Genomic DNA, 15114 nt, shown 5'->3' on the forward strand with positions numbered 1-15114 from the left:
AAAAATTTGACCCCTAATTTATCAGGAAGTCCTCTCGTGCAAGACCTACCAGCGCTTCCATGCGCTGGTAGGTCTTGGTCCTTGATACTCTCTAAAAGCATTTCATTATTTTTGAACATGGCCAATACTAATTCTCCTCCTTGCTGATACTGTATCGGAGCGATACCAGACCTGTCGTATAGGTTTTGCTGCTTAAGAGTGTAAGCTGAATGCAGTCGCGGGATTGGCCAAACAAAAGTCTGCCACCGCCAAGCAGTATCGGCTGCACGGATAGCCATAACTCATCGACAAGGCCTTCATTCATCAGCGCCTCAGCAAGAAAAGCGCCACCGTATAGCCAGATATCTTTACCAGGCTGTTCCTTAATTTTGCGCGCTTCCGCCATTGCATCCGTTGTAGTCACGTATAAAATGGGCCTGATCATAGTAGCCGCTTAGGTAAGCGACTTCCGTCACTGAGATATGAAATGTTTCCAAAATCTACTGCTTAAAATAGCTACTCGCATCCAAAGGCCTTATATCAGTCAGTGTACCTTTGTAATGTCTAAGTTCCTTAGGCTGATACGGATGTTTCTTAATTGCCTCTTCATTAATATCAATACCCAAACCAGGTTTGTCGGAAATGAACATTTTCCCTTTTTCAAACCGGACCTCTTCGGTAGATATTTCCGATCGCCAGGGAACATCACTGCTCATGGTTTCTAAAAGATAAAAATTCGGTAAGTTTCCTGCCAGTTGCAGTGTTGCCGCATTTGCAACAGGACCACTTGGATTGTGAGGACAAATAGGAATGTGATATGCCTCGGCCATTGCGGCTATCTTCTTTATTTCCATGATGCCTCCCGCGTGACTAACATCCGGTTGAATAAAATCTGCTGCTTTCAGGTCAAACAGGCTGCGAAACTCCCACCGGTTATAGAGCCGTTCACCAGCCGAAACAGGAACAGGAACGCGCCGTTTTACTTCGGCAAGCCCCTCAAGATTTTGTGGTGGAATAGGTTCTTCATACCAAAGAATATCGAAGTCCCCAAGCGCCTGACCAATCCGGACCGCCGTTGGGATATCAAACCTCCCGTGTGCTTCGATAATAATATCTGCCTTATCTTTGATTGCTTCTGAGACAGCTCCAATACATTCCAGGGCATCGTTCAGTTGTTTACGATCGATCTGCAGATAAGCCGATCCGAAAGGATCCCATTTCAACGCACTAAATCCCTGGGAAACAGCCTGCCGCGCCTTTTCTGCAAATTCATCGGGTGTGTTGGCCGGAGCAAACCAGCCATTTGCGTAGCAGGCGATTGAATCTCTCACTTTCCCACCAAGTAACTGGTACACAGGCACACCCAGATCTTTACCTTTGATATCCCAAAGCGCCATTTCTATGGCAGAAATCGCGCTCATCAGTACGGCTCCTCCACGCCAGTAGGCATCCCTGTAGGCACTATGCCAGAATTCTTCAATACGGTGCGGGTCTTTACCGATCAACAGGCTCTCTAGTTCGTGACATGCCCTGGCCACTGTGTGTTCCTTATATTCCAATGTGGCTTCTCCTACACCATGAAGTCCGTCCACATCGGTAAAGATTTTTACAAAAACCCAATTTGTGCGGTACGCATGGCAAATGTAAGTTTTGACAGCAGTAATTTTCATAATTTGACTATTTTCTGAAATGGAAAAATTTTTGTGTTTATTCTCTGAGCTCTGTATGCATCTGGAACATACCCGCTCCGGCCCAACCAGACAACATCGCTTTTTTTATTCGCTGACATAATCCTTTTTGAAAAAAAATCCTGTCGCAATTGCCGCGGAACAACCCGCTAAAATGTAACCAATAGCTAATAATGAAAGTCCATTTTCCATACCCAAAACGGGTTTAAGATAACCAAGCATAGCCGGCGACAAGGAACCGATCAGAAAACCGAACATGACAAACAACCCTACGGTAATCGATCGGCGGGCAGGTTCCACAAAATCAAATAAAGTAGCATAGATATTGGCATCATAAAATCCTCTGAACAAACCAAAAACGGCCAGCGCGAAATATGTCATATACAGACCATCTGCCTGCGCCATCCATACGATGAAAGGTGCTCCCGCCAGCAATGCCCCGGTTAAAATAACCATACGTGCTTTCTTATTGGTTAATACCCACGCATCGGATAATTTACCGGAAATCATAACACCCACAAAGGCTGCCGCATGATGGTAAAACATGGAAGAAAATCCGGCATCACGCAACGACAAATGAAATTTTTCATACAGAAATGTAGGCATCCAGGTCATGTAACCCACATTCACAAATATCATCCCCGCAAAAGCAAAAGTCAGTAAAAGAACTGTGGGCTTTTTAAAGAATGCCCGAACCCCCTCTTTTATCAGCTTTGATTCTTTCGCCTCTATTTTAGGTATCGAATTTTCCAGTCTGAAAGCAAGTATAACCGATAAGGCGCATCCGATTGAACCAAATATCACAAAGGAATATCTCCAGCCATAACGCTCGGCAATAGAGCCCACTAAAAAACCACTTACAATAACGCCTGCATATAGGGCCGTCTGGTGTATGCTCATGGCTACAGCCCTTGTTTTTTTATGATACTCACCGATGAGCGCATTAGCTGCGGGGGCGTAAAATGATTCTCCTCCCCCAACGGCAATACTTCTGAACAATATCAAATGCAGAAGGCTAATACTGTATCCTGTAAGAAAAGTGGCTATACTCCAGAATAGAAGACTCCCGGCAATCACCCACTTACGATCAAAGTAGTCACCAACAATGCCGCCTATTGGAATACATATACCTAGGCTAAACACAAATATGGAGGCTACCAGACCCAACTGACCTTCGGTAAGGCCCAGGTCCGTTTTAACCAGCGGGATTACGAAATTGAAAATTTGCCGGTCTGCCTGATTGAAGAAAAAAGCAAACCAAAGCAGTAAAAGTAATTCCCATTTATACCAGGGACGTTTTTTTAATCTATTTTCAGCTTCCATATTTATCGAAAATTAGCTCCGCCATTGATATCAATCGTGGCACCCGTGATGTAATCTCCCCCTTCGCCGGCGAGATATGCAACCGCCAACCCCACCTGACGAGGCGTGCCAAGTCCCAACGGAATTGATTTCGCCAGGTCATTCACCTGTTCCTCTCCATGCGTCTGAAATAACAACTCGGTCCCAATGAGCCCGGGAGCTACCGCATTCACGTTAATGCCAAGGGGAGCACCAGTGCGTGCCAAAGTTTTAACAAAACCAAGGATACCACTTTTACTGCTCGCATAATGTACATGACCGAACAACGCGCCCCGCTCGCCAACGACGGAACTGATACAGATGATACGCCCACTTTTCTGATTTGCCATGATTTTCATGGCTTGTCTGGAACACAGGAAAGTACTGGTCAGATTGGTATCGATGATTCTTTGCCAATCCACCAGTTCCGTTTCAAAAATGTCCTTCGGTTGATTGGTGCCGGCATTATTCACTAAAATATCCAACTGCCCAAATTTTTCAATGATCTGGTCAAAGAGATCCTTTACCTCTTTCTCCAGACGCACATCCGCTTTTATGATAATAACCTTTCTGCCCATTGCCTTTATTCTGTCAGCAAGCTGCTGAGCCTCATCATCAATTGCTTCGGCGTTTATAACGATATCCGCCCCTTTTTCAGCCAATACCAGGGCTATCCCTTTTCCAATTCCTTTGGTAGAACCCGTAATCAATGCAACCTTTCCTTCCAGTTCTGAATTCATTGTCGTGATTTATAAATAATACTAGATTACCCTGCTGTTATTATTTGCCTGATTTCTCATAAATCAGCACCGTAAGGCCATGCTTGCTCAACTTCACGCCGTACCCTTTACTACCCATATTTTCAAGCTTCACCTCCCCTGCTACGGATGATTCCAGAAATTTGTATCCGGGAACAGAAATTATTCCATCTACCTGGCCTTCCGTGCTTTGCGTGACGACAACTGCCATTTTATGCCCATTTACAAAGCTGCGGGCTTGTATTTTAGCATTATCAACGGAAAATCCGTCTGTATCCTGATATGTACCCGCTAACAACAGGGATTTGTACTTTTCCTTGATCTGGTTAATTGCTGCCAGATATTTTTGATAGCGGGGTGTCTGATCAATCAGGTCTCTGCACCGATATATTTCAATATCATTACGCAAACCTTTTAGAACGGTATGATTTACACGTCTCTCAATATCCGTATCATCCCGTATCTCCCGGTCCGAAATGATCACCTCAGGAAATGTGTACCGCGCCCAGTCAATAAAACTGGTGTTTCCTGTTGCGCCGTAGATATTGTGGATGTAATCCACGTGCTGAGCCGTTACGTCTGTGAACCATTCCGTCCCAATAGCAAAGTTCTTATCCCGCGTATCGATATGATCATGAACCATTTCAAGAGCCCTGGCTTTGTCGGCAATAATATGCGTATTAGGAATCGGAAATTCTTTACTCAAATCCCAGTTTGACGTACTTTCACCGTAACCTAACTGGTCAAAGAAAACACTGTTAGCCCCATACCCGATAGCCAGATCGGCCATTTCGATTAACTTTTTCTGCCATTTAGGATTTCTCGTGTCCGCGACAGCAAAGGTCCGCGAGTTATAACTGCCTGTAAATGTCCCGAGTCCTTTAAAACGATACGATTCGGTTATTTCCGATCCCGTGTTATCTTTAAAAACAAGCTCCTTTCCAGGCCCTGTGTTATAATATGCACTTTCCTTGTCTATGAGTTTTCCATTGAAGTAGAGCAACACCTTTCCTCCCCCCTTTTTATATTCGGCAATTGCCTTTTTCCAACCAGCATCACCGCCCTGTGCAGGATCCGTTGAATAATTCGGGTTGCCATTATCCATACCACTTTCCCACCACCCAAATGGAAAAACGGCGTCAGCGCCCACACTTTGACCAACACTTTTTATTCTATTCCCTAAGTCGGTATATTTAAAAAAGGTTTCTCCGTATTGATGCCTGAATATAATTCGCTGCCAGCTTTTCATTTCCTTCACCCATTGTGGAATTGTGTTATTTTTCCACCATGTATTTGCCCAGTTTCTATATATTTTGGACGTTTCGTGCCAGCTTCCCGTGTACGGAATGATTACGTTGGCATCGCAGCGCCACTTTTCACCTGCCATACAATTCGGATATTTGAACATACCTGCTTCCAGTTCTTTGAATTCTCCTTTGGCATCCGGGTACAGACGCAGACCGTGCCAGGTATCCTGAAATGTAGTGTCATGACTGCCGAAATACAATCCCTCATTGGCGGCAGGAAATGCAAAACAATTGGAGGCCGCACCGGAAGGATATTTTAAGTCCATCTGGCGGTAATATTGAGAGGGCGCCATGTATGGCGGGTTATTTCCCTTTTCTAAAATTTCCTTTCTGGGGTCCGGGTACAACTGGCCTCCGAAATAGGTCGTGAGCAGGCTTTGCCCTTTACTTAATTGCAGGTTTCCAACCAGCGGATAATGAAGTTCCCTGACAATGGTGTGGGGCTCGTTGTTAACCACCTCAGAAACAAAACGAACCTGATTTTCTTCCAGAATAACATGAAGGACCAGGCCTATTTTCACTTCATTATCCCTGGATTTCAAACTGCTATATGAAATTTTCAACTGATTACCTTCCCTGGTCACAGCAGGAATATTATCCTTGGTAACCACTTCGATCTCCTTTTCTTTTTTTGTATCGTAATAAAGCCTCCAAATGGGTCGACCAGATGCATACTCGTGTCCAGTGCGGATATTTTTCAGCGATTTCAGATTGCCGCTGGGGTCAAAAGAAATCTCTATATTATCATTCCTTAGCGTAAGTGGAGACTGGCTTAAAGCCATTACAGGCAAGCCGATCAGGGCCAACATGACAATTAATTTACACAGTTGCTTTTCAATGTTTTTCATCTTATCATTTTAAATGTAATTCATAACTTCCTTAAAAGTACCCTTCATTCTGCTCCTCAGCTATCGGTCCGCCATTTTCTATTCTGTCAATATGTTCCTGCGGTATAGGACGCAGTTTATGGAAACTTTTCACAAGAGGGGCTGCAATGGGATTAAGTGCTTTTACTCTGTTCAGGAATGTTTCGGTACGCACCAGGTCAAACCACCGATCATTGTCGCCACCCAGTTCTCGGGCTCTTTCTTCAAGAATAAAATCCCGGAGTTTTTCAAAACTGTTTATTTTATCCTCAGTAATCAGCATCTTATTTCCTGTCCCGGTAGTAAGTTCTGAAAACGCCCCGCCTTCGACCAGATAAAACTGCTTGGGTTTCGCCTCTCCTTGCTTATAGGCAGCCCTGCTTCTTACAACATTAATGAATTTCACTGCCGACTGATAATTTTTGTTTCTTCCGTGCGCTTCTGCTGCAATAAGGTATGTCTCGCCCAGCCACATCAGCGTAAAATCCAGCGTGCCATTTTGATCGTTGACGTTCGTCTTTCTGGGATCCAGATGATATTTATATTGAGGAAACAGCCTGGTTGTAAATTTATTACGCGGAAGCCACAAATATGGTTTTCCCCCAACCTGCCCGGCGGGAATATCCGGATTCATCGAAACATATAAAGCGGTGTCCCCTATGGCAAACCTGGCTTTCCCTACCAATTCTGGTTTAGGCGCGTCGCTTGCCGTCCATTTAGGAATATTATCCCCTCTATTGCATAACCAGGCCGTATTGAAGGACTTATAAAACCGGGAATCATTCTTACGGTTATACAGATCGTAAAAGTATTCGGTTGGACGCAGCCTCACATAGGGCAGTCCATATTCAAGGGATGGCTGTAATCCAGCAACAGTCTCATATTGAATGGTATAAACCCTACCCATTTCACTACCCGTACCATTGATCAGTCTATCCGTAGAATACTGGACAGAAAACAGCGCTTCTTTATTTTTCTCATTCTGCCAACCTCTCACGGCATCGTAATCAGCCAGGAGTCCGTCTTTAAAGGCGATTACTTTCTCGGCAAAATAAGCTGCACTGTCCATATCTGTATTTTTCTGGCCCCGATCCTCAGCCACCGCACTTCCACGTGTAAGGTATACCTTAGCCAATAAATGCTGAGCCGCAGATTGGGTTGGACGCGCATAATCCGGTTGAACAGCGGGTAGATAGTTTGCAGAAAATGTTAGATCCGCGATGATAGCCTTGTAGATTTCGGCCACTGAAGCTCTTTTTATTTCCCGGATTGCGCTGATGTTTTCATCCAGCAATAGCGGGGCCTTGCCAAAACTCTGTACAAGAACAAAATAATAGTAAGCGCGCAAAAACTTCACTTCTCCCAGGCGTTTATTTTTGCCTTCCTGGGTTCTGAGCGTAGATTCTCCGGCAATATCAGGTATTCGGTTTATAGCTATATTACAAGAATTAATCCCTTTATAGAAGTTTGTCCAGAGGGCACTAAAATTGGAATTCGCAGGCCCTATTTCGGAAGTATAAACATGAAATTCGTTTCCGGAAGAAACGCTGGTGGACTGCCATAAATCGGTTCCGAAATTACTCATTCTCACACCGCTTTCCGTTCCACCAAAGGCCCGCAGGGGAGCATAGGAAGCCCAAACCAACGATTCAATTCCTTTCTCCGTATTATAATACTCATAGCTAATTCCGGAAACCATTTCCTCCTTCAAAAAATCCTGGCAGGAAGTAGAGATCATTGCAATCAGAAGCAAAATGCTAATTCTATTTCTCATTTTCTTATCGTTTTATTTTAAAAGGAAAGACTTACGCCACACATGGCCGTGCGGGTGCTAGGTGTTGTAAATCCGGTTGCACCCTCAGGATCCGAGCCCATGTATTTTGTAAAAAGAAAGGGGTTCAACGCTGTTACATATATGCGTAATTGACTCATTCTCATGGCATTCAAAACCGTCTTTGGCAGCGTGTAGCCCAAGGAAATTTGCCTAACGCGAACAAATGAAGCGTCATGATAATTGAGGGCAGTAGAATTAAGTGGGACCTGCCTGCCATTGCGAGGTCTTGGATAGTCATTGGTAGGATTCTCCGGGGTCCAGTAATTTACATTGAGCCAATTAAATCTCCCTTCATACAACCCGTCCTGAAGATCGAAACCATCATTCAACTTCTGACCCATCCTGGCAAATACCATAAAAGAGAAATCGAAACCTCTGTCGGCAAACGTGCTCGAAAAACTACCGGACCATTTTGGAACTGCGGACCCAAGAATCACCCGGTCATCCTGATTGATTCTTCCGTTGCCATCGACATCCTCTAACTTAATTTCACCCGGAGCGAAAGTGCTTCCGTTTGCATTATACCCTTTAATTTTCTCAAGATCTTCCGGTGTATTTTGCCAGATACCGATTTTTTTAAAGTCATAGTGCGTAGCGACCGGCTGGCCAATAAACCACTTGTTGCCTATATCGTTTACTTTTCCATTTGCCAACTCCAGTATTGCCTCTTTATTTCTGGTAAAAATCCAGTCTGTCGACCAGCTTAACCCGTCCCTATTGTCCAGTATTTTTGCATTTAATGAAATTTCAATGCCTGTGTTCCTGGTCCTGCCAATGTTTTCGGTGATCTGTCCAAAACCTGATGCCGTAGGAAGCTGGCGTGAAAGAATCAGATCGGTTGTCAGCTGTCTATACCAGTCGATGGCTCCTGATATCCTGTAATTAAATAGTCCAAAATCCAGGCCAATGTCGGTTTGTCCTGTGTTTTCCCACTTAAGATTCGGATTGTATAATAAGTTGGGCTGGTATCCAAATGCCGGACTGTTATCATTGGCATAGCTCGTTCTGCCTAATGACCCAAGCGTTTGATATGGACTTATGGAGGTGTTCCCTGTGTTGCCGTGACTGGCACGCAGTTTCAATTCCGACAAAGGTGTCCATGACTTCAAGAAATCCTCCTCCGAAATATTCCACCCAACTGCAACTGAAGGGAAAAAGTTGAATTTATTTCCTTCTGCTAACCTGGATGATCCATCATACCTGCCTGTTAATGTAACCAAATACTTTCCATTGAAGCTATAATTAAAACGGCCCATGTATGAATTCAACCGCCATTTCTGATAATTAGAACCAAGACTGTTTATCGTACTTGCAGATCCCAAATTATACCAGAGCTGATACTCGTAAGGTAAGCCCTGCACACCCGCCGCGCTGGTTTCTACTACATCCTGTTCGACACTGTGCAGGAGCGTAGCCATCACTTTATGCTTCCCGGCAAAAGTCCGGTTAAAATTCAGCTGATTGTCCAGGGTATAATGAAAATTTTGACCCGTGCTGTAAGTTGAAGTCGGTAAACCTCCCAAAAGCGCAAGGCTTCCCTGAAAGGTTCCTGATCTGTTTAGTCGAAAATCCGGCCCAAAATTCAGTTTATAAGTCAATCCATCCAGCAACTTAGCCTCTACAAAAAAGCTTCCGTAAAAGTGCTTTGTCGTATGCTCGTTTTGAGTATTATTTAAACGGTTCACCGGATTGGATTGTGAAGTTTCGCCCGCGGGATAAAGAACAGGAACACCGTTGTCATCATAAATTGGAGCTAAAGGCAGCATCCGCAAGGCCTGCAGAAACGTGTTGGCCGTTTCGTTATTTTTATTAAATGACCCTGATAAAGTTCCGCCAAAGGTGATAATCTTATTCACCTGATGATCAACGGTCATGCGTATACTGGAGCGGGAATAGTCAAAACCCTTCAGTATTCCAGTATTCTTATAATACCCTCCTGATACAGAAAACCGTGTTTTTTCACTTCCACCCGAAAAACTAAGCTGGTGATCCAGTACCGTCCCGGTCCTCATCACTTCATTCAGCCAATCGAAAGAACGCACCTTGGCAGGATCATAATTTCCTTCCGCATCATAGGCCATCGCCACCGATTCAATGACATTAGGATCAGGAAAGTAAAATACGTTCTGATCCAATGCAAGCGAAGGCTTATCCGAATTGTAATTCCCGGTAGCTCTCCTTGCCTCTCTCCTGAATGCGGCAACCTGCGCTCCGTTCATCATGTCCAACCGTCTTAACTCCTTCTGCACGCCATAGTAAGCACTGTAACTTATCTTAGAGGGGCCCACCTTACCACGTTTTGTACTGATAATAACCACCCCATTGGCCCCTCTGGAACCATAAATTGCTGTGGCAGAAGCATCTTTCAATACTTCCATCGATTCAATGTCATTGGAATTGACGTCATTCAAATTGCCAATCAACGGAATGCCGTCTACGACAATCAAAGGTTGATTTGAGGCATTAATGGATCGGTTTCCACGTATTCTGATTTGAGGTACAGCACCTGGCGCCTGCGAGGTATTATAGACGTCAACCCCCGCCGCCATCCCCTGCAAAGATTGTGCAGCATTTAATGCCGGCACTTGCGCTAACTTTTTAGCACTTATGGAAGCTATTGCTCCGGTAATGTCTCGTTTTTGCTGTGTTCCATAACCGACAACCACTACTTCGTCCAGATTGTTAACGTCGGCGCTCATTATGGCATCGATAACAAGCCTGCCGTCCATAGGAACTTCCAGGGGCTGAAAGCCAATGAACGAGAATGATAATGTACCGCTATTGTCAGCTGCTTTTAACGAGTAATATCCTGTGGTATCCGTTTGTGTACCAATAGAACTTCCCTTTATTACCACATTAACAAAAGGCAATGCCGAGCCATTGGCGGCGGTCACCCTCCCTGATAAATTAGCTTGCTGCCCGTATGCGGACAAGAAGACAAACTTTAAAGAACACAGCAGAATTACGACCCGCCACCTTTCGGGCCAGCCCCGGAGTTTTCTATATTTCATTGGAACATATATTTGATTGGTTTTAAAACACCTTAATACAGAACAATCAGAACACTACATGGCTAAGTCCTGTAATCCTGACCTGTTTACTTGAATCTCATGCTTAACTTTTCGGCATTGCATCCTTTCAGGACACTAGAATCAATTATAAAATCTGCAACTATAATTATATTTTACAAATGTAGCATAAATTATATATTGTATACAATATATAATTTAAAATATTTTTTGAAGGGCTTATTGATCACTGTAAACGCCAGAACACCTCAGGGCTCGTGGAAATTCCACGAGCCCTGAGGTGTTCTATTCCGTCTCTTTGACAGGTAAGTAGCGTTAACTTAGTTGCCCCTGCGGCTTATTTGACTTATTAAATCTGCCTTCGCCGCGACACAGTGGGCAGTAGCAGCCTTTTCAACTGCGATAACATCCCTTTTATCCAAAGCTTTAATGATATTCCGGTGCTCTTCGATGACTTCCGCTAACCGATCAGGGCCATAACCATGCGTAAAGCGAAGCGTGTTAATAAGTTGCCAGTGCTTTTCCAAAATCTGCGACCCTTCCGGGTTATTTGCCACAGCATAAATGGTTACGTGGAAAAGCTTGTTTAGTTTTACGCAAAGATCATAATCCTTTTTTTTTGCAGCCAGTTCATACTTACCTTGTATTTGGATAAGCTCCTTAACATCCTTATCCTGTATATGATCGATGCTCTTAACAGTCAGGTAGACCTCAATCAGCTGGCGTATGTCATACATATTTTCCAGAAAACCCTGATCGATCTGCCGTACATGGGCACCTTTATTAGGTTCAATAATGATAAGGCCTTCGCCTTGCAGCTGCTGCAAAGCCTCTCTGATAGGCATCTGGCTAACAGAGTACCGATCAATGAGCTCAGCAATCTTAAGGCGCTTCCCAGAAGGAAAATAACCACTCACTATATCTTCTCTCAACTTCTCCCTTACCCGGGAGTACGTTGGGTCTGCAAGTTTCTCAACCAGACCAGCTTCTGTCGAATTCTTCAATTTCTATCGTTTTATTAAACAAATATAGTTAAGAAGAATTCAATATTGTATACAATTTTACTCCCTTGTAACTTCACGCATTTAAAATGAGCAATATCGAGTCAGTAAGACAGGAAGTGATAAACCGGAAACTATCGGATCTTCGCCCTGCTCGGTTTCTGACTACTTGCACCGCAATTTTTGGCTCCTTACAATTTTTCAATTGTTTTAACAATACGCTCGACTTTCGTATGATCTTTTTTGCTGAATAGTGGAAAATTCGGATAGCAAAACCACCTCGTTCCGTGCCAGATTGGTTCATCCCCACTTTTGGTGGTCATTCCGAATTTAGCAACAGTCTCCTTTTTAACAAGTCAAAACCGGCACGACCATACATTTGCCTTTCCATCGTTTTAATTTTATTTACATTACCTTCACAGGTTCATTACCCTAGGGTAAATTAAATGCGTCTTGGATCGCTTGAAAATCTTGTTTCATACTTTGGGCAAATCCTCCAATCCCTTTGAGACCCGAGTCAATGGCTTGTAAAATCCATCCATTTAGTTGATTACCAGCCTTTGTTTTCATTAGAAATCTGAAATGTCGCACCGGCTGTAGTACTTTGGTTAAGATATGAGACTTTTAGCAAAGACTAACTATTGTGTTCTTTTGCTTGAAGAAAAGCACATCTACATCTTTGAAAAACAGGATGCTGGCTTTTGAGGGTGTCCATAATAAATCTGGCAGCCTGGAAAATTGAACGATCTTTGACTTTTTGCCCATCATGATACCTGGTTTCTTCATGTTTTCGGATAGCGTTGTATAGGCTCCATTATACCTCCTGTTGTTGAAGCTCAGACCATAAGTTACGAAGCTGTAACGAGGGTTGTTGAATTAGCCTCTCTTTTATATATAACATGTACTTATCCAATTGATTGTAACTGGATTTTTTTGGCAGAGAATGGATAGCGATATATTTTTTAACAGTTTGTCTGCTCATCTTAAATTTTTGGGCAATTGACAATATTGATTGACCATCCGGGTAAAGTCGCTTCACTTCTTTGAATCTGTTCCGATACCGATCAGTTGAATCACTTTTAACAAACTGATCTTTAGGGCTCTTCTTACGATCATTGTATAATTTATTTTCTACTATGACTTCATCTCGGAGCTCCTTTAAAACACTGTATTCACGGTCTCCTATGTTTACAAAGCTAATTCTACCGGAAGGGTAAATTGCTCGGTAAGTGGTAAGGCATTGCTCAATGCAAGTACTTTGTCATTTGCAGGTACTACGGTATCTGGTGAAAAATATTGGAGCGCCGTTGTTTCTAGTGAACTGGTCCGGATGCCCTTAGACATAAACGAGAATTTACGGATTCCAATATTACACCCGAAGCCAAGAATTGCTGCGAAGAACAACTTCTCTTCCGGACGTTTGGGGATATTATCAATTCCGCTATGAATAAACGAAGAAATAAAGCCGGTTGCATTTTGGACGGTTGAAAGAACTTCGACCAATGGAATAACATATCCCTGGGAATAACAGAAACAAAATTGGATAGCCATCATGATGTACTATCCAATTTCAATTTCATCGCTTAATACAGTTCCCGTCGATCTATTTTCAAATTCATATAGAAACTGATTTTGTTCGGCAGCTTTATTTTTTAAACTCCAACCGTTGGTTATCCTTCAAAAGCTGTTCTCTCAATTTTGCATATTCAACATCCTGTACACTCGTTTTGTTGTCAATGGCAAGGATTGCCGCCGAAGCTGCACTTTGTCCCAGTATCATAAATACAGGTTCCATGCGTATCGAACCAAATGCAATGTGTGAGCTCGACATACAAACCGGCACGAGGAGGTTTTCACAGTCCTCCTTTTTAGGTACAAGAGAGCCATAAGAAATGCTGTATGGTACTTTGGCATGGACGCCAATATCCCCTTCGTTTTGCACAAAGCCATCCTCTTTCACATAACGCTGGGCGTTGTGTGAATCAAGAGAATAAGAGCCCATACCAACCGACTCTGAAACCGCCTTTTTACTCAATGTTTCATTTTCGGTCATGACTTCTTTGCCGATCATTCGACGTGCCTCCCGGATATACAACTGATGTGGCCAGCCGCCATTGTCCTTAAACTCATCCTTCGGAAGCCCCCATTTATTCATCTCAGCCCGAACCGCTGCCGGTACCGCTTCGTCATTACTTAGGTAGTACATCAGGCCCTTCTGGTATAGCTCATGCTCCTTGATAATCTCTTTTCTACGTTCATAGGTCGCTTCGGGGTAATCGTAATTTTGCCCTATAAAGTCGGTACTGAAAGGCCCGTGGTTGTTGGTATCTGTCTTCTTGTTTGGAATCGGATCATACTTCTCAAAAGTTTCCGACCATCCAGCTTTGTATACCCGCGCCAATAATTCATATTTAGAGCGATCATAACCTTCGGGTTTTGGAAAGGGAATGCGGTTGTCAGGATTGGACGACAAGCACATCCGGAAGCAATAAGCCTGAATTTTATTATCACCCTCTCCGTTTTTACCTATTTTTTCGCCGGAAACGTAAGGAAGCAATCCGCTTTGGGGATCTCCTTCTATTTTATATGGACTGATTTTTTTTTGAAAATAATGTTTGTGTTGAAAAACGCCTGCCTGAATACCATTCCACTCTTCATTGTAAACCGAATTAGCCTCTCGACCTACATGGTATTTCACCTTTGCCGAGGCCATCAGATCGCCCTCATAGGTGGCATCAATAAACATTTTACCTTTAAATACCTTACCGCTCAGCGTTTTGATCGAAACAATACGGCCATCTTTTTTTTCAACACCATTCTCCCGGTCCAACCATTCGTCCCGGTATATTTTCAAATTGTTTTCCTTGGCAAAATCTTCAAAAACCCTTTCTGCGATACGGGGTTCAAAAATCCACATGGTACGTTCTGCTCCATCCATAGCCGGCGTGCCTTGTCCCTTGTTACCGTATTCATCCTTCTTTTGCCACTCCCAGGTTTCGGACTTATCGTAATACATATATACGCGGTGGTAGAATTCTCGGGCCAATCCACCAATTACAGACTTATTACCCGTGTCGGTAAACCCCAGACCACCAGAAGAAAGCCCGCCCAAATGCGTATCAGGAGAAACGATAAGAACCGTTTTGCCCTGCTTCACTACCTGCACAGCAGCTGTAACGGCAGCAGAAGTCCCACCATAGACGATGACGTCGGCTTGGAAGAAATCCTCTTTTTTTTCATTGGCTCCACAGGATATCAAACTAAAAAAAAACACAGAAATTAAATACGTGAGATTAAGCTTCATTTCAATT

At 43.5% G+C, this 15114-nt stretch carries 11 protein-coding genes; all 11 read right to left on the reverse strand.

Annotated features, from left to right (window positions below; genetic code table 11):
• Positions 1 to 127: 127 nt before the first annotated feature.
• The 11 genes from RB622_RS25020 to RB622_RS25065 all read right to left on the reverse strand — a co-directional run bounded on the left by RB622_RS25020 (position 128) and on the right by RB622_RS25065 (position 15107).
• On the reverse strand, positions 128 to 424 hold the full coding sequence (locus tag RB622_RS25020; protein WP_308049489.1) for a dihydrofolate reductase family protein: 297 nt from the start codon (positions 422 to 424) through the stop codon (positions 128 to 130).
• Between the two features lie 55 nt (positions 425 to 479).
• Positions 480 to 1649: a galactonate dehydratase gene (gene dgoD, locus RB622_RS25025; RefSeq protein WP_308049490.1), complete on the reverse strand. Its 1170-nt coding sequence runs from the start codon at positions 1647 to 1649 to the stop codon at positions 480 to 482.
• A gap of 105 nt (positions 1650 to 1754) precedes the next feature.
• Positions 1755 to 2990, reverse strand: a complete 1236-nt coding sequence (locus RB622_RS25030) for an MFS transporter (RefSeq protein WP_308049491.1) — start codon at positions 2988 to 2990, stop codon at positions 1755 to 1757.
• A gap of 2 nt (positions 2991 to 2992) precedes the next feature.
• Entirely contained in the window at positions 2993 to 3748 is a 756-nt protein-coding gene (locus tag RB622_RS25035; protein ID WP_308049492.1) for a 3-oxoacyl-ACP reductase family protein, read from the reverse strand.
• 40 nt (positions 3749 to 3788) lie between these two features.
• Positions 3789 to 5921 carry a DUF6259 domain-containing protein gene (locus RB622_RS25040; protein WP_308049493.1) on the reverse strand — a complete coding sequence of 711 codons (2133 nt, stop codon included), beginning with the start codon at positions 5919 to 5921 and terminating at the stop codon, positions 3789 to 3791.
• A gap of 31 nt (positions 5922 to 5952) precedes the next feature.
• Positions 5953 to 7713, reverse strand: coding sequence for a RagB/SusD family nutrient uptake outer membrane protein (locus RB622_RS25045; RefSeq protein WP_308049494.1), 1761 nt, complete (start codon positions 7711 to 7713; stop codon positions 5953 to 5955).
• Positions 7714 to 7730: 17 nt separating this feature from the next.
• The gene (locus tag RB622_RS25050; protein ID WP_308049495.1) at positions 7731 to 10784 is read right to left on the reverse strand and encodes a TonB-dependent receptor; all 3054 of its coding nucleotides are present in this window, start codon (positions 10782 to 10784) and stop codon (positions 7731 to 7733) included.
• Between the two features lie 338 nt (positions 10785 to 11122).
• Complete coding sequence (locus tag RB622_RS25055; RefSeq protein WP_308049496.1) at positions 11123 to 11806, reverse strand: GntR family transcriptional regulator; 684 nt, start codon at positions 11804 to 11806, stop codon at positions 11123 to 11125.
• 811 nt (positions 11807 to 12617) lie between these two features.
• Positions 12618 to 13052, reverse strand: coding sequence for a helix-turn-helix domain-containing protein (locus RB622_RS30405; protein WP_409021921.1), 435 nt, complete (start codon positions 13050 to 13052; stop codon positions 12618 to 12620).
• Positions 12992 to 13357 carry a Tn3 family transposase gene (locus RB622_RS25060; protein ID WP_308049497.1) on the reverse strand — a complete coding sequence of 122 codons (366 nt, stop codon included), beginning with the start codon at positions 13355 to 13357 and terminating at the stop codon, positions 12992 to 12994. The genes RB622_RS30405 and RB622_RS25060 overlap by 61 nt, the downstream gene beginning before the upstream one ends.
• A gap of 91 nt (positions 13358 to 13448) precedes the next feature.
• Positions 13449 to 15107 carry an FAD-dependent oxidoreductase gene (locus tag RB622_RS25065; RefSeq protein ID WP_308049498.1) on the reverse strand — a complete coding sequence of 553 codons (1659 nt, stop codon included), beginning with the start codon at positions 15105 to 15107 and terminating at the stop codon, positions 13449 to 13451.
• Positions 15108 to 15114: the final 7 nt, after the last annotated feature.

Source organism: Dyadobacter sp. LHD-138, from assembly GCF_030929615.1.
In the GTDB taxonomy this organism is placed as follows: domain Bacteria; phylum Bacteroidota; class Bacteroidia; order Cytophagales; family Spirosomataceae; genus Dyadobacter.

What these genes read in the sequence shown, in the direction of transcription:
- RB622_RS25045 (WP_308049494.1), bottom strand. Translation starts at nt 7,713, where the DNA reads ATGAGAAATAGAATTAGCATTTTGCTTCTGATTGCAATGATCTCTACT.
- RB622_RS25050 (WP_308049495.1), bottom strand. Translation starts at nt 10,784, where the DNA reads ATGAAATATAGAAAACTCCGGGGCTGGCCCGAAAGGTGGCGGGTCGTA.
- RB622_RS25030 (WP_308049491.1), bottom strand. Translation starts at nt 2,990, where the DNA reads ATGGAAGCTGAAAATAGATTAAAAAAACGTCCCTGGTATAAATGGGAA.
- RB622_RS25040 (WP_308049493.1), bottom strand. Translation starts at nt 5,921, where the DNA reads ATGAAAAACATTGAAAAGCAACTGTGTAAATTAATTGTCATGTTGGCC.
- RB622_RS25060 (WP_308049497.1), bottom strand. Translation starts at nt 13,357, where the DNA reads ATGATGGCTATCCAATTTTGTTTCTGTTATTCCCAGGGATATGTTATT.
- RB622_RS25065 (WP_308049498.1), bottom strand. Translation starts at nt 15,107, where the DNA reads ATGAAGCTTAATCTCACGTATTTAATTTCTGTGTTTTTTTTTAGTTTG.
- RB622_RS25020 (WP_308049489.1), bottom strand. Translation starts at nt 424, where the DNA reads ATGATCAGGCCCATTTTATACGTGACTACAACGGATGCAATGGCGGAA.
- RB622_RS25035 (WP_308049492.1), bottom strand. Translation starts at nt 3,748, where the DNA reads ATGAATTCAGAACTGGAAGGAAAGGTTGCATTGATTACGGGTTCTACC.
- dgoD (WP_308049490.1), bottom strand. Translation starts at nt 1,649, where the DNA reads ATGAAAATTACTGCTGTCAAAACTTACATTTGCCATGCGTACCGCACA.